The 20,799-nt window shown below is 68.2% G+C and carries 12 protein-coding genes; all 12 read right to left on the bottom strand.

Features of this window, described 5'->3' with window-relative positions; all coding sequences use genetic code 11:
* Positions 1-3 precede the first annotated feature (3 nt).
* From DUGA2_RS02605 to DUGA2_RS02550, 12 genes are read right to left on the bottom strand one after another with little or no spacing between them, the layout of a single operon-like run.
* Entirely contained in the window at positions 4-2,010 is a 2,007-nt protein-coding gene (locus DUGA2_RS02605) for a uridine kinase (protein ID WP_070267036.1), read from the bottom strand.
* Positions 2,007-2,618 carry a phosphatidylinositol-specific phospholipase C/glycerophosphodiester phosphodiesterase family protein gene (locus DUGA2_RS02600; RefSeq protein WP_070267035.1) on the bottom strand — a complete coding sequence of 204 codons (612 nt, stop codon included), beginning with the start codon at positions 2,616-2,618 and terminating at the stop codon, positions 2,007-2,009. The genes DUGA2_RS02605 and DUGA2_RS02600 overlap by 4 nt, the downstream gene beginning before the upstream one ends.
* The gene (locus tag DUGA2_RS02595; RefSeq protein ID WP_070267034.1) at positions 2,615-3,313 is read right to left on the bottom strand and encodes a glycosyltransferase family 2 protein; all 699 of its coding nucleotides are present in this window, start codon (positions 3,311-3,313) and stop codon (positions 2,615-2,617) included. The genes DUGA2_RS02600 and DUGA2_RS02595 overlap by 4 nt, the downstream gene beginning before the upstream one ends.
* Positions 3,310-3,717, bottom strand: coding sequence for a GtrA family protein (locus DUGA2_RS02590; RefSeq protein ID WP_070267033.1), 408 nt, complete (start codon positions 3,715-3,717; stop codon positions 3,310-3,312). The genes DUGA2_RS02595 and DUGA2_RS02590 overlap by 4 nt, the downstream gene beginning before the upstream one ends.
* Positions 3,717-5,402: a sugar phosphate nucleotidyltransferase gene (locus DUGA2_RS02585; protein ID WP_070267032.1), complete on the bottom strand. Its 1,686-nt coding sequence runs from the start codon at positions 5,400-5,402 to the stop codon at positions 3,717-3,719. The genes DUGA2_RS02590 and DUGA2_RS02585 overlap by 1 nt, the downstream gene beginning before the upstream one ends.
* Before the next feature lie 12 nt (positions 5,403-5,414).
* Complete coding sequence (locus tag DUGA2_RS02580; protein WP_070267031.1) at positions 5,415-7,658, bottom strand: carbohydrate binding family 9 domain-containing protein; 2,244 nt, start codon at positions 7,656-7,658, stop codon at positions 5,415-5,417.
* 7 nt (positions 7,659-7,665) lie between these two features.
* Positions 7,666-9,234: a glycosyltransferase family 87 protein gene (locus DUGA2_RS02575; RefSeq protein ID WP_070267030.1), complete on the bottom strand. Its 1,569-nt coding sequence runs from the start codon at positions 9,232-9,234 to the stop codon at positions 7,666-7,668.
* Positions 9,231-10,589, bottom strand: coding sequence for an NAD(P)/FAD-dependent oxidoreductase (locus tag DUGA2_RS02570; RefSeq protein WP_141758496.1), 1,359 nt, complete (start codon positions 10,587-10,589; stop codon positions 9,231-9,233). Before DUGA2_RS02570 ends, DUGA2_RS02575 begins: the two co-directional genes overlap by 4 nt.
* A complete protein-coding gene (locus DUGA2_RS33970; RefSeq protein WP_168167749.1) occupies positions 10,586-11,452 on the bottom strand; it encodes a DUF6875 domain-containing protein in 867 nt (288 codons plus the stop codon). The genes DUGA2_RS02570 and DUGA2_RS33970 overlap by 4 nt, the downstream gene beginning before the upstream one ends.
* Before the next feature lie 45 nt (positions 11,453-11,497).
* Entirely contained in the window at positions 11,498-12,856 is a 1,359-nt protein-coding gene (locus tag DUGA2_RS02560; RefSeq protein ID WP_070267028.1) for an MFS transporter, read from the bottom strand.
* On the bottom strand, positions 12,853-17,427 hold the full coding sequence (locus DUGA2_RS02555) for a non-ribosomal peptide synthetase (protein ID WP_083296179.1): 4,575 nt from the start codon (positions 17,425-17,427) through the stop codon (positions 12,853-12,855). Before DUGA2_RS02555 ends, DUGA2_RS02560 begins: the two co-directional genes overlap by 4 nt.
* Positions 17,424-20,774, bottom strand: a complete 3,351-nt coding sequence (locus DUGA2_RS02550; RefSeq protein WP_070267027.1) for a non-ribosomal peptide synthetase — start codon at positions 20,772-20,774, stop codon at positions 17,424-17,426. The genes DUGA2_RS02555 and DUGA2_RS02550 overlap by 4 nt, the downstream gene beginning before the upstream one ends.
* Positions 20,775-20,799 lie beyond the last annotated feature (25 nt).

The raw sequence follows: 20,799 nt of genomic DNA, 5'->3' as shown, positions 1-20,799 counted from the left end.
GATTTACCAGATTAAGCGTTTGTTCAAGGCTTGGTGTATGTGCGCCAATGCGATCAGCTGCATCAGCCCCAGCGCGCCGTCGCGCCATTGCGGTACGGTGTCGAGAAACTCGGTAATGCGCGGGAACAGCGTGGCGGCGGCCATGGCGATATCCTCGCTGGTGGCTTCGCCTTCGATGGTCAGGGCGATCTCGCTGGCGTCGTCGTCCATCGCCAGGTCGACATGCAGGCCGCACACGCCGACCAGCACCCGCCGCAGCGACAGCTCGTTGAGGCCATTGCGGGAGCGCACCAGCAGCTTGACGCGCGGCGCCTCGCTGCCGAGCGGGTGCTCCAGCAGGTCCGGGTGGATCGGCCGCAGCGACAGCACCAGGCTGGCGTGGCGCGCCTGCGGCCGCACGAAGCGGATCGAGTCCGGCTCCCGCTTGTCGAGCGAGGAGCGCACCCGTTCGGCGCTGTGGCCCCGTTCCAGCACGTCGCGCTGCAGCTTGTAGTAGCGCCGCAGCCCTTCGTCGATGTCGAGGTAGATGCTCAGGTCATAGCACTCGCGCAGCACCGGCAGGTACAGCGCATGCAGGCCGCTGGCGATGATGAAATCGTTGCTGCGCACGCGCTGCGGGCGGCTCATCTTGCCGCTGCCATGGTCGTAGTGGCGCGACAGGATGGTCTTGCCGTCGGTGAGGGCCAGCAGATCGTTGGCATAGGATTCCAGGTCGTTGGCCATCGGGCTCAGATGGGTCATGACCTGCCACATCGGCTTGGCCCGGTCCCACAGGTGGTAGTCGTCGCCGGACAGGTGCGCCACCGAATGGCCGCCGAACAGGCCGCGCAGCGATTCGGCCAGCGTATCCTTGCCGGCGCCGGAGTCGCCGGCGATGCCGATCACGAAAGGCTTGCGGCTGAAACGGAAGTAGTCGTTCGAGCTGACCGTTTCGCGCCACATCCGCAGCGCCAGCACGATGCCGACGGCGGTCATCATCGTGTGCACCACCGGCGTCACCGACGCCAGCGGCAGCGCGGCCATGACGTCCGGCGGCAGGTTGTCCAGCACGTACAGCGCCGAGAAGCCCGCCGTCAGCAGCACTGCCATCCTGTCGCTGGCGGCCTGGTAGAAGACCAGCGCCGGCACGATCCACACGAACCAGCCTGGCGAGGCAGGCGTCAGCAGCACCACCAGCAGGAAGCCCAGTCCCAGCAAGGCGCTGAACAGTTCGAAGTTCATGCGCCGCACGCGCCAGGCCAGGTATAGCGTGACCAGGTAGGCCAGCGGCATCACGTACACGGTGGTGCCGGCGCCGACGTGCAGCGAGAACTGATAGACCTTGCCCATCTCCGGGTTATTCAGCAGCATGCGCAGCGCCGACGCCGAGTACAGGAAGGGCAGGCCGAACACGGCGCCGGCCAGCGCCGCGCCACGCGCGAAGGCGGGCAACTGCTGCTGCAAGGCGCGGTTGCGGGTCAGGTAGATCAGGAAGAAGGGCAGCGCCAGCACCATGCTCAGTTTTGCCGATACCGCCGCTGCACACAAGGCGCCTGCCGCCGCCAGCTGCCGCCGCCGCGTGCAGTACAGCGCCGCCACCAGCAACAGCATCGGCACCACGTCGTTCAGGCCGAGGCCATAGGTGGCCAGCAGCATCACGGGCGACAGCCAGTACAAGGCCAGCAGCAGCGTGTCGCGGCCGGGCAGCATCCGGCTCAGCACCAGCAGCAGCAACAGGTCCGCGCCCAGCAGGCCGGCGCCGTAGGCATGGCCGATGCCGATCCCGGCCGCCTTGGCCAGCAATGCCAGCGGCATCAGCGCCAGCCACATGACGTAACCGTAGGGGAAGGCCGCCGGCGTGCCGCCCTGGGCGAGGAACACCGTCCAGGGATCGGCGGACAGCTGGCCGGCGCTGGCGGACAGGAAGGGCGCATACCATTCGGTGACGGCGTGCGGCACGATCGTCGCCAGCATCGCGATCCTCAGCGCCAGGCCGAATGCAAACAGCGGATGGCGGAACAGGCGCATCATGCAAGCACCTGGTCTTGCGACAGATCCCGCCACAGGTCCGGCCGTTTGGTGCAGACCGCGTCGGCGACGATGCCGCGTTCGGCCAGCAGCGCCGCCAGTTGGGCGATTTCTTCCGTGCCCCGTCCCTGCAGCTCCGGCGACACCAGGCATAGCTTGAAGCCCGCGCCACGCAGGCGCGCGGCGTCCCCGCCGCTGAGCGGGAAGCGGCTGAAGCAGTCGACCCACACCCAGTCGATCTGTCCGGCCAGCGTCAGCGCCGTGTCGACGGATTCGAACTCCGACACCCGCACCGCGCAACGCCGCTCACCGGCCCTGGCCCACTTCACCAGGAAGGGAAAGGACTGGTCGAGGAAAAAATAGTCTTCGATGCCGTGCTTGCGCAGCAGCGCGATCAGCGGCGCTTCCAGGCCTTCCTCCTTGACGTTGAGGATCAGCGTGCCGTGGCGGTAGGCCGACAGCCACGGTTCGAACGCCTCGCCGGGCGTCAAGGGATCGTGATGGATGATGAGCCGCCCGCCGTCGCTGCGGATATCGACTTCCACGCCGAGGTGTTCGGGCGTGTCGGCCAATTGGGCCAGGGTATTGCGGCGATGTGAGATCAGTTTCATGGTTTCAGTGAGTTTTTTAATTGCAGGCTGAAGTCGACGGTGCGCCGGATGAATTTCCGCTTGGCCGCCCAGTTGACGTTCCAGTGCGAGACGCCGTGCGCGCGCTCGCCGAAGTGCACGGGGAAGCGGTGCACAGCCAACCCGGCGCGGCGTGCCTGGTAGTAGGCGTACAGGTCGAGCGAGAAGTCGTGGGGTGCGTTGCGCCAGGTGTCGAAGAAGCGCCTGGAAAACATGGTCGGCTGGGCGTTGATGTCCCACAGCGGGGTCGCCAGCAGCAGCGTCTCGAAGGCGCTCATGCCGGCGGTGAACAGCACATCGGCCAGCGGCCTGCCGTAGCGGCGGCCCTTGACGAAAATGCCGTCGCCGTGGCGTTCGAACAGGGCTAGTCCGTGCAAGGCGTCCTGCGGATCGGTCTGGAGGTCGGCATGGGTCCAGCCGACGATCTCGCCGGTGGCCGCCGCCAGTCCCGCCAAGATGCCGTGGCCGTAGCCCTGGTTGACGTCGACGCGGATGCTGCGGCAACCGGGGCAGGCCGGCAGCAGCGCGGCCAGCACCTGCGGGCTGTCGTCGGTTGAACCGTTATCGACAAGGATGATTTCGACGTCGTCCCGCAGCGCCAGTGGATAGCAGCGCTTGAGTAGAAGAGGCAGATTGGCGGCTTCGTTGTAGCAGGGGATCACCAGCGAGAATCTCATGGCAGCTCCGTACGGCGGGCGTGGGAGAAGACCAGCGTCTTCATGCCGATGAAGTTCAGCGTGGCCGATACGCCGGTCGCCGCCACGAAGGCCAGCGGTACCGCAACTGCGGGTCCGGCCGCGTCCAGCATCCGCAGCACGACGGCGTTGACCGCGACGTTCGCGGCCAGCGTTGCGCCGTACAGGACGGCGAAGCGCGCCGCGCTGCCGGGAGCTGCGGCGCGGTGGCCGAAGGTCCAGCGGCGGTTGGCGCAGTAGGCGAACACCGTACCCGCCAGGAAGCCGATAGCTTTGGCCGGCGCGGTGGCCGCCAGCCCGGACGCCATCAACGCGCGATAGACCAGCAGGTCCACCAGCACCGTCAGCGTGCCGACCACCAGGAACACCGGCAGCTCGCGCCGCATCACGCCATCCTCCCGGGATCGGCCGGTGTGATAGCGCGGTAGCGGTGCGCCAGCTCCGTCACGGCTTCGGCGGGAACGCGGGCGTCCTGCTCCAGCGTGTACGGATGGCCGGCCCATTTGTGGAAGCAGGACTGCCAGTACTCGAAGGTACGCAGGTCATCCGGCGTGCCCCAGGACAGGTAGTGGTCCACTTCGAACAGGCGGCAGTTCAGCCCCATGGCGATGGCGTCGTTGATGCAGGAGTCCAGGTAGTACTCGCCGTTGACGCGGCCGTCGCGCGCGATCAGCGCATCCACCAGTCGGCGCAGGTCGGTGGCGCGGCGGAAAGTAAAGGCGCCCAGCACGATGGCGTCGGTGGCGGGATCTGCCAGCGGCGTCTTGACCGATATGCTGCGGATGCGGCCCTGGTCCTCGTCGATCCAGCCGAACATCTGCGGCCTGCGGATGGCGTTGGCGTTGCCGCGCACGCCCCATACGATCACGTCGACCTGCGGATCGTCGGCGAGCCGGCGGAACGCCGCCTGGTCGTACAGCATGCCGAAGTCGCATGCGCCCACCGTCAACGGGCCTTGCGTGTCCAAAGCCGCTACGGCCAGCGCGTCGACGCCGGCCAGCGCGGTGCAGGCCTGGCCTTCGCTGACCTGGGGCAGGGTGGCGATCACGGCGCCGGGATGGCGTTGGCGCAGTTCGTCGGCGATTGCTGCATGGCCCGGCATGTCGGCGCGCAGCACGAAGCAGTGCTGCAGCGCCGGCGGCAGGTCATGCACGGCCTGCGCCACCATCGGTTGTCCGGAGACGCCGATCAGCGGCTTGGTCAGCGCGTAGCCCTGGTCGGCGAAGCGCTGGCCCATGCCGGCCATCGGCAGCACCAGCGCGCCCGCCGCCGGGGCCTCCGGTGACGCGGCCGCGGACTCCGGCCGCTGCGCCAGGCGGGCGAAGGCGGACGACCAGCCCCGGTATTCGGCCACGTCATCTGGCGTCCCCCACTGCATGAAGTGCTGCAGCGGGTAGACTGCCACGCGCCGGCCGGCCGCCAGCATCGGACGGTAGGCCAGGCTAACGTAGTACTCCCCGCCGACCGTCAGTTGCTGTTCCATCGCGGCCGTGAAGGCCTCTTCCATCAACCGCCCCGACGCAAAGTAGTAGCTGCCGCTGGACGCATATTCTTCCATGCGGTTGTCGGTGTACGGCTGCTTTTCCTGGATGGCCTGCACCCATCCGTTATGCTCGCGCATGTAGGCATAGTTGGTGCTGCCCAGCGTGTGCGGGTGGAAGCCGCGATAGGCCGGAATCGCGCCGTCGCACTCGTTGATCGCGACGAACTGCTTGAAGTGCCGCCAGTCCCAGTAGCAGCTGAAGTCGCAGTAGTTCACCAGCACCGGACGCTCCGGATCGATCAGGTGTCCGACCTGGAGCACCGCGTGCACCGGGCCGAGTTTATGCGGCGCGATAGCGGCGATGCGGCCCTGCGGGCACCAGCGGCGCAGCACTTCCTCCATGCGGTAAGCCGGCTCGCGCAGATGCTCCTCGTTGCAGATGAAGAGGAAGTCCGCGTCCGCATCGAACATCTCGATGACATGGGCGATGATCGGCTTGCCGTCGATCTCGATCAATGGCTTGGGCAATTCGTAGCCGGCGCGGCGAAAGCGCTCGCCGAAGCCGGACATCGGTACGATGATTTGCATGGATCGCATGGTTCAGAGCTGGAACAGGTAATTGAGTTTGATGAAAGCCTTGCGGCCGGTATGCAGCTCCAGCCCGCGCGTGCGTTCCAGCAGTGCCGGATTGCCCACCAGTTGCAGGTTTTCCTGGCGGTCCGTATAGCCGGCGAACAGCGACGTGCCGGGGCTCAGCAGATAGCTGAACAGCAGGTCGGCGGTCAGCTGTTTGCCGCCGGGGAGCGCGGTCAGCTGGCTGTTGGTGCGCAGGTTGGTGTAGTCCAGGATCAGGTGGGCCGACAGGAAGCGGCTGTACTGGTAGTTGAACTTGGTGCGCGACAGCAGCTCGCGGTACACGCCGGTGCCGGCGCCCACGCCCACCATGCCGCTCTTGGTGCGCAGGTCGTTCCAGAACAGCGTCTGCTCCACGCGGAACTGCGGATGCGGCGTGAACTTGATGTTGGCCGAGACGCTGCGGGCGTCGCCGAGGGCGGCCTGCGTGCCGGCCGCCGGCACATAGTTGATCACGTCGTTCTGGCCGACCTTCACCCAGCCGTTCAGCCAGTCGAACCATTCGGTGCTGGCGGCCAGCTGGTAGCCGTTCTTGTGGAAACGCTGGCCGGCGTACAGTTCATGCGCGTCGAGCCTGTGGGCTTCGAAGGTGGTGGCGCGCAGGCCCTTGACGGTGTACCAGGCGTCGCTCGACCAGTCTTGCAGCTGGCCGTCGTGGTCCTTGGTGTAGAGCGCCTTGATGCTCGGCCCCGTGCTGACCAGCCAGGGGGCGTCGGTGAAGTTCCACATATAGCTCGCTTCCTGGCCCAGCTGGCGGATATCGGTGCGCGGGATGAAGGCCAGCTCGCTCTCGAAACGGCGCGACACGTCGAGATAGGTGGCCGCGTAGTTGAAGCTGCGGTCGGTGCGCCGCAGTTCGGCATAGGCCAGGCTGCCGGTGCTGTCCGGCGCGCCGCTGTCGCTGGTGCGGCTGCTGGCCGCCTGGCCGCTGGCCACCCAGTTTTCGTCCAGTTTCCAGCGCAGGTCGGCCCCGGCGACGGTGTTGGCATGGCCGGCGATGCGGCGGTCTGTCACCATCGCGCCCAGGTTCGAATCGGTATCAAAGTCGCGCTGGCCGCGCGCCACGGTGATGCGGGCCTTCTTGCCGTATGCCGGATCGCCCGGCGCCGCCAGCTTGCCTGGCGCCTCGTCGTTCATCAGCAGGCCGCCCAGCGACCAGTTGCCGGTGCGGCCGGTGATGCGCGCGCCCAGTTGCGGGTCGATGATGCGGCGCGAGAAGAACAGCTGCTGCGGCGTGGCGAAGAAGCCGGAATTCTCCAGGAAGAACGGGCGCTTTTCCGGGAACTGCACTTCGTAGCGCTGATCGATGATGACCTGCGGTTCGTCCGATTCGACTTCGCTGAAGTCGGGATTGAAGGTCAGGTCGACCGCGAAGGCGTCGGCCAGCACGAACTTGGCGTCCAGGCCGGCCTGGTTTTTGTTGTCGTGCTGCCAGCCGGGGCGCGTCGGATCGCTCTGGTCGAGCGCGCGGCTGCGGCCCAGGTATGCGTAGGGATTGAGCTGGATGTTGCGGCCGGCCGAGACCGGGGCGGCGATTTCCGCCGCCGCCATCTGCGGCACGAAGGCTTCCTGGCGCTGGGTGATGTAGGGCCAGTATGAGAACTCGTTCAGGCGCGGCACGATGCGGCCCACCGACACGCCCCAGTCCTGCACGTCGGCGCTGCGGAAGCGCAGGCTCTTGAACGGAATCGCCATCATGACGACGTAGCCGTCGGCGGTCAGCTTGCCGTCGGAGGTCCACTGGGTGTCGAAGTTGAAATCGTCGCCCACGCCTTCGGTGTGCTTGGCGTCCATCTGCACGCCGTAGGGATTTGCGTAGAAGCGGAATGAGCGCTGCTTGTCGTGGAAGGTGTCCAGGTCCAGCTGCACGGCGTCGTCGCCGGGCAGGTCTTCGCGGCGGGCGATGCGGGCGCGCACGAGTTTCGGATCGTCCTTGCAGACGAAGACGGCGTAGAAGTTCTGGTCGTCATAGGACAGGTAGGCGCGCGTCTCCAGCGACGCAGGCTGGCCGTCGCCTGGCTGGAACTGGCGGAAGCCCTTGACTTCGACGCCTGCATCGGCCGGGATGCCGGCGACATAATCGGACAGCGCAGGCGCATGCGCGGCGCGCGGGATGCGCAGTTTATCCTCGGCGGCGGCCGAAGCGGTGACGAAGATCAGGGCCGACAACAGGTTGCGGCGCAGGCTGGAAGGAGTAGTCAGTTGCATCATATTGCTTTCATTGGTAGGAATCGGAACGCACCTGGGCCATGGCCGGTGCGGTAGCGGTGGTGGATGCTGTACTGCGGTGATGGGAGGCTCCGGCCCGGTCATGCGCCGCGCCATCGCGTGGGCGCAGCGTGGCCCACAGCCACAGGCCCAGCGCCAGCAGCTGGCTCGCGGTCGACACAGTCAGCAGCAGAGGGAGTTGTGCCGGCGTGGCGAGGCTGAATGGCATGACCAGTGCGAACCCCAGCCAGAGCACGGCCAGTCCGGCGGCGCGCATGGCGTTGAAGGTGATGGAGCCGGCCAGCAGGCACCAGAGCCACAGCGCCGGGAACAGGCCGTAGTCGTCGGGCACGAAGGGGCTGCGCAGCGCCGCCAGTCCTAGCAGGGAAATCCAGACCGTGGCCTGGCGCAGTTGCGATGCGCCTTGCGTGCGCCAGGCTGCGACCGCCGCGATCGCCACCAGCAGCAGCGACCAGACCCACGCGGCGCCGGCCACCATGTGATGATCCATGCCGGACAGGCCAAGCAGGCGCAGTTTGAATACCAGCCCTGGTACCGAGTCGTTGATGGCGGCGACGCCTTCCAGGCCGTCGAGCGCCAGCCAGCTCCACAACTCGCCGCTGGCGATGCGCGGCAGTTCGAAGCCGATGAAATCCTTGAACGGCGCGGTGCCCAGCAGCGCCAGGCCCAGGCCCGCGTAGGCCAGCGACCACGCCACGCTCCAGCCCAGTGCGCGCCAGCGGCGGCCGAACAGCAGGTAGGCGCACAGGATGCCGGGGAAGATCTTGACCATGGCGACACCGAGCAGCGCGCCGCCCGCGAGGTTGCGGCCGCGCTGGAACAGCAGCATGGCCAGCACCGACAAGGCCAGCGCCGGCAGCTGGAAGTTCCCGGTCTGTAGCGTGATCAAGGTCGGCAGCGCGAGCCACGCGGCGGGCAGCAGCAGGGCGGCGCGGCGTCCGGCCTGGCCGCCGATCCAGCCGCACAAGGCCAGCATGGCGCCGGCCAGCAGCGCGGCATCGAGCGCGAACCATACTGCCCGTAGTTGCAGGAAGCCACCGCCAACGGCGCCGACGGCGCGCGGCAGCAGAAGGAACTGCGGCGGATACAGGTAGGCGTCCAGCTTGAAGCGGCCTTCGCTGCCTTCGTACGGGGTCGCTTCGTAGATATTCACGCCACCCGGCTTGGCCAGTTCCGAGGCTTTCCAGTAACCGGACAGGCAGCTGTGGTTGACGTAGAAGGGATCGAACCAGATCGCCGAGGCTTGCGGGCGCTGCGGATCGGCCATGTAGACCCCGAGGCCGGCGGTGCGCGCCAACGCGGTCAGCGCCAGCAGCAGCCACAGGACGGACAGCAGGCGGCGGCCGTTGGAGATGCCGTCGAACTGCGCCGGCAGCCGCCGCGCCAGCCGTGGGCTGAGCAGCAGGGCCGCGGCCAGCGGCAGCAGCGCCAGCAAGGCTTGCGGCGACGACGGCGCGAACAGCACGCTGCAGCCGACGGCGGCGAACATGCCGAACAACGCCGCCAACAGCAGCGCGATCACGCGCCGCTCGATGGAGATGGAAACAGGTCGATTCATGGTTTGACTCCGATGGCGTAGGCAAGTCCGGCGCAGCACAGCGCGGCGATGCCGGCCAGCGCGGTGCGCAGCAGGCGTTCCTGGCGGTGCGAGCGTTCCAGCGCTTCGCCGTAAGGCATGGTGGAATGGGCGATCATGGTGTACAGCGGCAGCCAGCTGCGCGGCCACAAACGGTTCAGCGCCAGGTCTAGCCGTTTGCGGGCGATGAACCACGGCGACTGCACTTTCTGCCGCAGCTCGACGAAGTTGGCCTTCGACAGCTCGGCCAGCACGTCGGTGTGGGGACGGCGCTGCTGTTCGTAGCGGCTGAAGGCTGCAGCCAGGTCCTGCGGGTGGTCCGCCAGCGCCGCCATCAGCACGCAGCAGTCTTCAAAGGCGGAGTTCATGCCCTGGCCGTAGAACGGATAGACGGCGTGGCAGGCGTCGCCCAGCAGCACGGCCCAGTCGCCGAAGCGCCACGGTGCGGTGCGGGTGGTGATCAGGGAGCCGGTCGGATGGCGCTCCCACTGATCCAGCAGCCCTGGCAGCAGCGGCAGCAGGTCGGGGAAGTACTTGGCGAACAGCGCGCTGACCTGTTCCGGCGTGCGCACGGTGGCGAAGCTTTCTTCGCCCTCGAACGGCAGGAACAAGGTCAGCGTGTGCGAACCGTCCAGGTTGGGATGCGAGACGAACAGGCAGTGGCTGCGCGGCCAGACATGGAGCGCGGTCAGCTCGATCACCGAACTGCCGTCCGGACGGGCCGCCAGTGTGAGTTCCTTGTAGCCCCATTCCAGGTACTCCTGATGGTAGTCGGCGCGTTCGCCGTGCTGCAGCTCGCGGCGCATGGCGGAGAAGGCGCCGTCTGCGCCAGCTACCCACTTAGGCTGCACTGTCACACTTCCATCCGGGGTGTCGAATTCCAGCGTGCGGTTGGCCTTGTCCGCGCGTACCAGACGATGCTCGAAGTGCAGCCTGACCTGCGGATGCTGCTGCGCACGGTCCAGCAGCAGGTGATTGAGTTCGTTGCGGTCGATGGAATGGAGTACCTCGCCGGCGTCCTTGCCGTAGGCCTGGTAGCGGGTGCTGCCGTCGGGCGCGTGGATCACGCGGCCGCTCATCACCACCGAGCGGGCCAGCACGTCGTCCAGCAGGCCCACCATGCGCAGGCCCTGCATGCCGCGCTTGGACAGGCCCAGATTGATGGAGCGGCCGGCGCCGGCCGACTGGCGGCGCGGGTCGGGGCGCCGTTCGTACAGGTCAACGCCATGGCCTTGCCGCGCCAGCGCCAGTGCCAGCAGCGAACCGGCCAGTCCACCGCCGACGATGGCGATGCGGGCGCCGTCGGCGTCCTGCGCGGGTTTCATCGCCGTGGTCATGGACGGCCCCCCAGCAAGGTGCCGGCAGCATCGGCCGTTGCGGCGTTGGCGCCGGCGCCTGCAACCGCAGCGCCATCGACGGCGGCAACGGCAGGCAGCAGCGCCAGCCGGATGTCGATGCGTTGTTCGACTTCGGCCTCGATTACGCCGTCCAACGCCTGTTCGAGCTTGGTGCTCGGCAGTGTGCCGGCCATGCGGTACAGGTAGGAGCGCAGGAAGGCGGCGCGCACGCTGGCCGGATAGCCGGCCCTCAGCAGGAAGGGCAGGTCGGAATCGACCATGTGCCGGATGGCGAGCATCGGGATCGGGCTGCGCAGCGGCCGGAACTCGGGGTTGCGCAGGCCTTCGCTCTCGTTCGCCGAGTGGAACTCGCCCAGCATCAGGCCCATGTCGACGAAGTCGCGCTTGAGCCGGTACTGCACTTCGTCGACCACGGCTGCGCCTTCCGTACCCAGGTTGGGAAAGACCACCATGAACGCCTTGTTGATCGCATCGGGTCCGCGGGTCGGCTCGGTGGCCAGGAACAGGTCGCGGTATTGGCTGATGATCGCGCTGATCTTGTCGAGGCTCAGGTCGCGGTCGGTGATTTCCGCCAGCCAGATGCTGTCCTGTAGCAGCGAGACAGGCACGAACGGGCATACCGCGCCCTTGCGGCCCAGGTCCGGATGGGGGCGGGCCAGGAAGGCGCGCACCCAATCCATCACCTGGGCCAGTGGCGTGCCGCCGGGGTATTCGCGGTCGACTTCGGAAACGCGCATCAGGCGTGGAGATGCAGCAGGATGGGCTGCGGTCTCCGCGTGGGCCGCCGCCATCGGGCAGGTCGCCTGCGGCTGCGTGGATTGAGGATCTTTTTGAGTCATCATGTCACCATCGTGAGAAGTTGTTATGCACGGTCGCCGGAGTTAAGCTCATGCCGGCTCGCGATACGTCGTGGTTGGCGGCGTCCGCGCCGTTTCTGTTTGCGCCGGGCCGCTGATCGCGTCCGGCAGTTGTTCGACCTGGCGTATCGCCTTGATGCAGTAGGCCGCCATGGCGACCGTCGCCATCAGCAGACCGAGGACGATGAACATCAGGCCTATTCCGCGACCGGGCCCGGTGCCGATCACCATTCCGACCGAGCCGGCCAGCGCGCCGCCGTGCGCCAGCATCGGTTCGAACAGCTGCTCGGCCAGGGGGCCGGCGAGGCAGTAGCCGAGCGGCATGGCGGCCTCCGACAGCAACCGCTGGATCGCGAAACAGCGGCCCTGCAGTTCGGCCGGCACCTTGCTCTGCCAGATGCTGTCGTTGGAGGCGCTAATGGCAGGCAGCACCGCGAACATCGCGAAGCCGGCCGCTGTCACCAGCACGAACGATGGCGCCAGGCCATGCACGGCGATCGCCAATCCGGCCAGCAGCGAGCAGCCCAGCACTCCATGGATGCGGCGGCGCGGGCCGCCGGTTGCGGTCATCGCCAGCCCGCCCAGCAGCAGGCCGGCGCCGCCTATGCCCATCTGCAGCCCCAGTCGCGCCGGATCGGCGAACGACAGCACCAGCGGCGTGATGGCGATGCTGGCGATCCCGAACAGGAAGTTATTGACGCCGAAGACCGACAGCAGGCCAAGCAGGCCGCCGCGCTGGCGTACGTAGCGGAAGCCGTCGCCGGCCTCGCGCCACAGGCTTTCGCCGCCCTCGCTGCGCTCCGGCCGCGGCACCCTGGCCAGCGCCAACGCGGCGGCTCCGGCCAGGAAGCTGGCGGCGTCGATCATCAGCACGCCGTGCAGGCTGAATGCGGTGACAAGCACGCCGGCCAGCAGCGGTCCGGCCACCTGCGCGACGGCGGCGCCGGTCTGCACCAGGCCATTGACGCGGGTCAGCTGGTCGCGGCTGGCCAGCAGCGGAATGCTGGCCGAGTAGGCCGGGGCCAGGAAGGCATTGGCCACGGCCGTGACGGCGACAGCGGCGTAGATGTGCCATAGCTCCAGGCGGCCGGCGGCCAGCAGCCCCGCCAGCGACAGCATGGTGGCGGCCGACAGCAGCTCGCAACACAGCATGACGCGCCGCCTGTCCCAACGGTCCACCAGCGCGCCGGCCAGCGGCGACACCAGCAGCGCTGGCACCGACATGGCGACGAAGATCAGCGCGAAGCGCGTCGTCGATCCGGTCTCCTGCAAGACCCAGATGCCCAGCGCGAAAGCCGACAGACGCGAGCCGACGCCGGAGATCAGCTGGCCGAACCAGATCAGCAGGAAGTTGCGCAGTCCACGGTCGTGGCTCACAACGCGGCTCATGCTGCGGCCTCGTTCCGGCGCGGCGCAGGCAGGAACCCACGCTGCTGCATGAAGCCGATGTAGGTCTCCAGCAGCGTGCGGTCGGCCGGCGGGCAGACGGTGCCCAGCGGCGCCACCGCGCCCATCGTAGCGCTGCAATCGAAGGCTGGTTCGCGCGGATCGACCTGCTCCGGGAACAGCGGTGCGAAAGTGGCCAGCGCATTGTCGCGTGACTTGGCGGCGGCGTCCTGCAGCGCGGTCCTCCAGGTCCCGTAGTCCGCCTGGTCCAGCGCATAGCCGGCGGCGCGCAGCGTCGCTACCAGTTCTCCGAGCGACATGCGGTGCGGATTGAGGAAGTGGAAATTGCCATTCTGGTCGCCTGCGCCGAGTGCCAACTGGACGATGGCGCGGCTGACGTAGTCCACCGGCGCCATGTCGAAGCCGTCGCCGTCGAGGCGTGGCGCCAGGCCCAGTTGCACGCAACCCTTGATCCAGGAGCTGAAGTAGTCTCCCAGGTTGCAGCCGCCGGTGCGGCTGTCGCCGGTGATGCGGGCAGGCCGGTAGACGGCGACAGGCAGGCCGCGCGCACGCGCCGCCAGCGCCAGCTGTTCGGCCACCCACTTGCTTTGGTTGTAGCCGCCTTGCTGGCCTTCCGCCTTCGGTGGAGCGGAGCGCTCGCGGACGGTAGCTTCTAGCTGGTCTTCGGTGACGTAGACGCCCAGCGTGGAGACCAGGTGCACCGGTTTGATCCGGACGCTGGAAGCCAGCCGCAGTACTGCCAGCGTGCCGCCGGCGTTGGCTGCCGCCAGGCTTTCGTAGGGGGCAAGGAAGTTGACCTGGCCGCCGTTGTGGAAGATCGCATCGACGCGCGCCGCCATCGCGGCAAAGGTGTCGGTGTCCAGCCCCAGGTCCGGGGCGGCGAGATCGCCTTGCAGCGGGACGATGCGCCGTTCGTCGCCGTCCCGCCACAAACCGTAGCTTTGCAGGTTGGCGCGGATGCGTTGCAGGCATTCCGGCAGCGTCGCGGCGCGCACCAGGCAGACGATTTCGGCGTCGGTCGCGTCGAGCAGGTCGCGCAGCAGATAGGCGCCGAGGAAGCCGGTGGCGCCGGTGATCAATACCGACCGTGGCGCGGCGCGCGGCGCGGCCGGCGGCGCGGCGCGGGCGGGCTCGATATCGGCGGGCAAGACGGCTTGCGCCGCCAGGTCCAGCACCGGGGCCGCTACGCCGGCGCGCAGGTCGTCGACCAGTTTGGCCATGGCTTCGATGGTGGGGGCGGAGAACACCGCGCTGAGCGGAACAGTCACGCCGAACGCCTGGCCGATCCGGAATACCAGCGGCAATGTGAGCAGCGAGTCGCCGCCGACGGTGAAGAATTCATCGTCCACGCTCAGTTCCTCGCGCCCCAGCAGCTCGCGCCAGAGCTGCATGATGGCGGCTTCGGTGTCGGTCGCCGCAGGCTTGAGTATGCGCGTCGGCGTTTGCTGCGCCGACGGCGGCGGCAGGGCGCGGCGGTCGATCTTGCCGTTGACGGTCAAGGGCAGTGCGTCGAGGCGATGGTACAGCGACGGCTGCATGGCGTCCGGCAGGCGGGTAGCCAGGTAGCCGCGCAGGTCGGCGACACTCAACTCGGGGCCGGCGACAAAGTAGGCCAGCAGCCTGCGGTCGCCCGGCGCCAGTTCGTGCACGGTCGCCACCGCCGCGCTGACGCCCGGGCATTCGCAGATGGCGCTTTCCACTTCGCCCAGTTCGATGCGGAATCCCCGCAGCTTGACCTGATGATCGCGGCGGCCGATGAAATGCAGCGTGCCGTCGGCGTTCCAGCGCGCCAGGTCGCCGCTGCGGTACAGGCGCGGCGCATCCTGACCGCCGGCATGGGCAGCTACGGCGAACGAGTCGGCGACGAAGCGCGTCTGGTTCATGTCCGGTGCGTTCAGGTAGCCCAGCGCTACGCCGGCGCCGCCGATGCAAAGCTCGCCGATGACGCCGCGCGGCGCCAGCTGGCCATGGCTGTCCAGGATATGCACCTGCACGCCGGGCAGCGGGCGGCCGATCGGCAGTTCTGCGCCGTCGAAGCCGGCGCCGTCACGGGTGCTGAGCATGGCCGCGCAGACGGTCGCCTCGGTCGGGCCATAGTGGTTGGACAAGGTGACGCGTCCGCCGGTCAGGCGCGCGAAGCGGCGCACCTGCGACAACGGCACGGCTTCGCCGCCGAACATCATCATGCGCAGTCCGGGCAGCAGGCCGTCGTCATGCCGCACCTGGGCGTAGCCGTCGGTCCAGCGCCGCCACAGGGCTGCCGGGGCGTCGATGGCGGTGACGGCGTGCTGCTCGCAGTAGTTTTCCAGCTCGTGCGGACCCAGTTCGTTCGGCGACGGATGCAGCACCAGCGCGGCGCCGGACGCCAGCGCCGGGAAGATGTCGCCGACGGAGGCATCGAACTGCAGCGACGGCAGCATCAGCAGGCGCTGGCCGGAAAAATCGTGGCGCTGCAGGAAGGCCTGCGTCAGATTGATGACGTTGGCGTGGCTGACCGCGACGCCTTTCGGCGTGCCTGTGGAGCCGGATGTGTAGATGACGTAGGCCGCATCCTCCGGCGCGACCGCGACAGCCGCGAACTGCTGTCCGGCTGCTTGCGTGGCGGATGCCAAGGGCAGGCCGGCTGACGCGGCCAGCGTACTGGCACGCTGGTGCTGCGCATCGGGCGTCAGCAAGGCCAGCGCCTGCGAATCTTCCAGCATGAAGCGCAGCCGCTCGTCGGGATGCGACGGGTCCAGCGGCACGTAGGCGGCGCCGGTGGCGACGATGGCCAGCAGGCCGACCATCGCGTCGGCGGAGCGGTCTGCCATCAGCGCGATACGCGTGCCGGGCGCCGCGCCCAGCGTCAGCAATCGCTGCGCCACCGCGCCGGCGCGCTGGGTCAATGTGGCGTAGGACAGGCTGCGGCCGTCGGCGACGATGGCCGTAGCTTGCGGGTTACGCGCGGCCTGCGCCGTGATCCAGCCATACAGGTTGCCGCCATCCGGCGGCGCCAGGACCGTCGCGGCGGGGCCGCCGTCGGCCAGTGCCAGCAATTCATCGCGCTGCGCCTGGTCCAGCAGCGGCAGCTGCGACATCGGGCAATCCGGGTTGGCCAGCGCCTGCTCCAGCAGCGCGGCATACTGGTCGCCCAGCCGTGCGATGGTGGCGTCGTCGAACAGCTGGGTGTTGTAGTCGAAAGTCGCCAGCATGCCGTCGTCCTGCGCCGACAGCGATAGCGTCAGCTCGAAGCGCGCCGTGTCGATGCCGGTGCGCAGCGAGGTGGAAGCGAGTCCATGCAGATGCAGCGGCGGCTCCTTGCCCGGCTGCAGAACGAACATGGTCTGGAACAGCGCGCTGCGTCCCGGCACCCGCTCCAGCGCGAGCGCGTCGACGATGCGTTCAAGCGGGGCATCGGCGTTGCTGAAGGCGTCGAGACAGTGGCTGCGCGTACGCGCCAGCAGCTGGCGGAAGGACGGATCGCCTGACAAGTCGCCGCGCAGCGGCAGCGTGTTGGCGAAAAGCCCGATCAATGGTTCGAATTCCTTGACGCCGCGGTTGGCGAACGGCGTGCCGAGCACCACGTCATCCTGCCCGGCATGGCGGCCGAGCAGCGACTGGAATACGGCCAGCAGTGCCATGAACAACGTTGCGTGCTCGGCGCGCGCCATCTGTTCGAGGCGCTCGACCAGGGTTTGCGGCAGCAGCGAAACCCGGGATGCGCCTTGCGTGCCCAGTGTGTCCGGGCGCGGTTTGTCGGTCGGCAGTGCCAGCAGTCCGCTGACGCCTGCCATCGCGTCGCGCCAGAAGTCGACATGGCTCGCCAGCTTTTGCTGTTGCAGCTGGCCGGTTTGCCATTGGACGATGTCCGGATAACGGACAGGCAAGGCAGCCAGCAAGCCGTCCAGCGGTTGGCGGCAGACGCCGGCGTTGTAGCAGGCTTGTAGTTCTTCATGGAGCAGGCCGCAGGACCATGCGTCGCCGACGATGTGGTGCATGACGACCATCAGCACATGGTCGTCTTCGCAGACGCGTACCAGGCCGACGCGCAGCAGCGGTGCCCGCGACAGATCGAAGGGACGCGTGTTCTCCAACGCCAGCAGTTGCGTGATGCGCAGCTCCCGGGCGGCCGGTTCCAGCGTCGACAGGTCGTGACGTTCGATTTCCAGCGCGGCCGACGCATGGACGGTCTGCACCGGCTTGCCGTTTTCCTCGCCTAAGCTTGTGCGCAAGGCCGCATGGCGGGCGACGATCGCCTCCAGGGCGGCGGCCAGCGCCGGTTCGTTCAGCGCGCCGCGCAGGCGATAGTGCTGATACAGGTTGTAGGCGCCGCTGCCAGGTTGCAGCCGTTCGAAGAACCAGATGCGCTGCTGTGCCGGGGCCTGCGCGAAAGGAACGCCGTCCGCCACCGGCGCCTGTTGGCTGACCGCTTCGACGATGCCGGCCGCCGTTGCGGCGGCGGGGGACGCGCCGCTCAGCCGCTGCCGCAGCAGCTCGCGCTGCTGCGGAGTCAAACGCGCAAGGCGCGCATCGAGCGGCGCCGCTGCGCCGCCGCTTGCTTGATCTTGAGTCATGGGGTTTCCAGTGCGCCGCTCAGCAGCGCTTCGATATGTTCATCGGAGAGGCCTTCGAGCTGGTCGAGCATGCCGTTCAATGCGCTGTCATCGATGCCGTCCAACCGTTCGCGCATCAGCAGGTCGGCGAAGGCCGCCACGCTGGGCGCCTCGAACAGCGTGCGCAAGGCCAGTTCCGCGCCCAGGCTTTGCTGGATCCGCATCATCAAGCGCGTGGCAAGCAGGGAGTGGCCGCCCAGCTTGAAGAAGTCGTCGTCGATGCCGACCTGCGGCAGGCCTAGCACCTCCGCCCACAGTCCGCACAGGACTTCCTCTTCGGCGTTGCGCGGCGCGCGATAGCCGGCGGCCGCGCTGGCCGAGGCGTCGGGCTGGGGCAGGGCGCGGCGGTCGATCTTGCCGTTTGGTGTCAGCGGCAGCTGCTCAAGATGCACATAGGCCGAGGGCAGCATGTACTCCGGCAGGTGCGCGGCGCAGTGGTTGCGCAGGTCTGCGGCGGACGGACGTGCCGCGCCATCGCCTGTGCCCACCAGGTAGGCGACCAGGCGCTTGTCGCCGGGACGGTCTTCGCGGCAGATCACCACCGCCTGGGCGATGGCGGCATGCTCCTGCAGCACAGACTCGATCTCGCCCAGTTCGATGCGGTAGCCGCGCAGCTTGACCTGGTTGTCGATCCGGCCCAGTACTTCGATGCGGCCGTCGCGGGTGCGGCGGGCCAGGTCGCCGCTGCGGTACAGCGTGCCGCCCGGGACGAAGGGATCGGCGATGAATTTTTCCGCTGTCAGCTCGGGGCGGTGCAGGTAGCCGCTGGCGACGCCGGCGCCGCCGATCAGCATCTCTCCCGGCACGCCGGCCGGCAGCAGCTGCATATTGGCGTCGACGATATAGATCTGCGTATTGGCGATCGGCTGGCCGATGGTGATCGGTTCCGCGCCCGGCTGGACTTTCTCCAGCGTAGACCATATCGTGGTTTCGGTGGGGCCGTACATATTCCACAGCGCGCCGGTGCACGCCAGCAGGCTGTCGGCCAGGTCGCGCGTCAGCGGTTCGCCGCCGCTCAGCGCGGTCAGGCCGGGGCGGCCGGACCAGCCGGCGCCGAGCAGCATGCGCCAGGTCGCCGGCGTGGCCTGCATGATGGAGGCGTTGGAGCTGTCCAGCAGGCGGGCCAGGGCCGCGCCGTCGGCTGCGGTGGCGGGATCGGCGATCTCTATGCTGGCGCCCAGCGTCAGCGGCAGTAGCAGTTCAAGCACCGCGATGTCGAACGACAGCGTGGTGACGGCGCAGATCCGGTCGGCCGCCGTCATGCCGGGGCGCTGCGCCATCGACACCAGGAAGTTGACCACGGCGCCATGCGGCAGACGCACGCCTTTCGGGCGGCCGGTGGAGCCGGAGGTGTAGATGACGTAGGCGATGGCGTCGGCGTCCTGCGCCACGTCGACAGCAGGTGCGCTGGCCGGCACCTCGTCGATCATCAGCACTTGCTGCGCCGTTTGCGGCAGTTCGGCGCTCAGCGCCCGTTCGGATACGATCAGTTTGGCCGCGCTGTCGTCGAGCATGAAGGCGATGCGGTCGGCGGGATACGCCGGGTCCAGCGGCACGTAGGCCGCGCCGGCCTTCAGGATGCCCAGCAGCGCCACCAGCATTTCCGGCGAACGCCGCATGAACAGGCCGACCAGATCGCCCGCGCCCACGCCGCGCGCCAGCAGCTGGGCAGCCAGCGCGTTGGCACGCCGGTCCAGCTCACCGTAGGACATGCTGCGGCCAAGGTGGCGCAGGGCCTCGGCGTCCGGCGTGCGCGCCGCCTGCACTTCGATCATCGCGTGGACGCTGGAAAAGGCCTTGGTGTCGCAGGCGCTGTCGTTCCAGTCGCGCAGCAGCTGGCGGCGTTCCTGCGGCGCCAGGATCTCCAGCGCGGACAGGCGCTGCTGCGGTGCGTCGACGGCGCTGCGCAGCAGCTGCGCCAGGTGGCCGGCGAAAGCGTCGATGGTCGCGGCTTCGAACAAGTCGGTGGCGTATTCGATGTAGAGCGTCAGGCCGCCGTGTTCCTCGCCGGCGAACAGCGTCAGGTCCGAGCGGCTGGTGCCGGCATCGAGCGCGCCATGCTCGGTCGGATGCAAGGTCAGGCCGGGCAACTGTACTTCCTGTGCGGGGAAGTTCTGGAAGAACAGCATCACCTGGAACAGCGGCGAGTGGCTCATCGAGCGTTCAAGCTCCAGCTCTTCCAGCAGGCGCTCGATCGGCAGATCCTGGTGCGAGTAGGCGCCGAGCGTGCCTTCCTTGACGCGCGCCAGCAGTTCGCGGAAGCTTGGATCGCCAGACAGATCGGTGCGTAGCGCCAGCGTGTTGACGAAGAAGCCGACCAGCGGCTCCAGCTCCTGGCGGCGGCGGTTGGCGACGCCGACGCCGACGATCTGGTCCTGCTGACCGGTGTAGCGGGCCAGCAGTGTCTGGAACGCGGCCGCCACCACCATGAAAGGCGTGGCCCCTTCGTCGCGGCCGAAGCGCTTGATGTCATCGTACTGCTGTGCGGTGATGCGGTGGCAGCGCGCCGCGCCACGCTTGCTTTGCACGGCGGGGCGGGCGCGGTCGCCCGGCAGCTCCAGCACCGGTAACTGGCCGGACAGACGCTCCTGCCAGTAGGCCAGCTGCTTGGCCAGCGCCTCGCTGTCTTCGGCCAGCAGCTCGTTCTGCCACAAGGTGTAGTCGGCATACTGGACCGGCAGTTCCGGCAGCGGCAAAGGCTGGCCGGCCTGGAAGGCTTCATACAGCGCGCACAGTTCTCCGTACAGCACGCCGTTGGACCAGCCGTCAAACGCGATGTGGTGGGCGTTGAGCACAAACAGGTGTTCGGCGTCGTCCAGCCGGATCAGCGTGGCGCGCAGCAGTGGGCCGGCGTCCAGCTTGAACGGGGTGCGCGCTTCTTGCCGCGCAAGGTGAAGCGCTGCGTCGCGCCGTTCCGCCGGCGGCAGCGCGCCGACGTCGTGCAAGGCCAGCGCGAACGGAGCGGCCGGCAGCACCTTCTGATACGGCCCCTGCTCGTCGCGCGCCATCACGGTGCGCAGCACTTCGTGGCGGGCGACGATCTCGCTCAGCGCCCGCTCCAGGATGTGGCGTTCGGTGCGGCCGCGCAGCCACATCGCGCTTGGCACGTTGTAGGCGGGCGAGCCGGGTTCCAGCTGGTCGAGGAACCACAGCCGCTGCTGGGCGAACGACAGCGGCAGCCGTTGCGGCCGCGCCCTGCGGCCGATCGCCTTGCTGACGGCGGGTGCGGCCTGCTTGCTCAGCTGTTGCATCAGCAATGCGCGTTTCTCCGGCGAGAGGCCCGCCAGGCGTTGATTCAGATCGTTCATATGGTTATCCGTGGTGGTTGTGAGA

Origin of the sequence: Duganella sp. HH101 (genome assembly GCF_001758795.1) — a bacterium.
Taxonomy (GTDB): Bacteria; Pseudomonadota; Gammaproteobacteria; order Burkholderiales; family Burkholderiaceae_D; genus Rugamonas; species Rugamonas rivuli.
The sequence above is the reverse complement of the archived record's forward strand: the minus strand, read 5'-3'. Positions and strand labels throughout refer to the sequence as shown.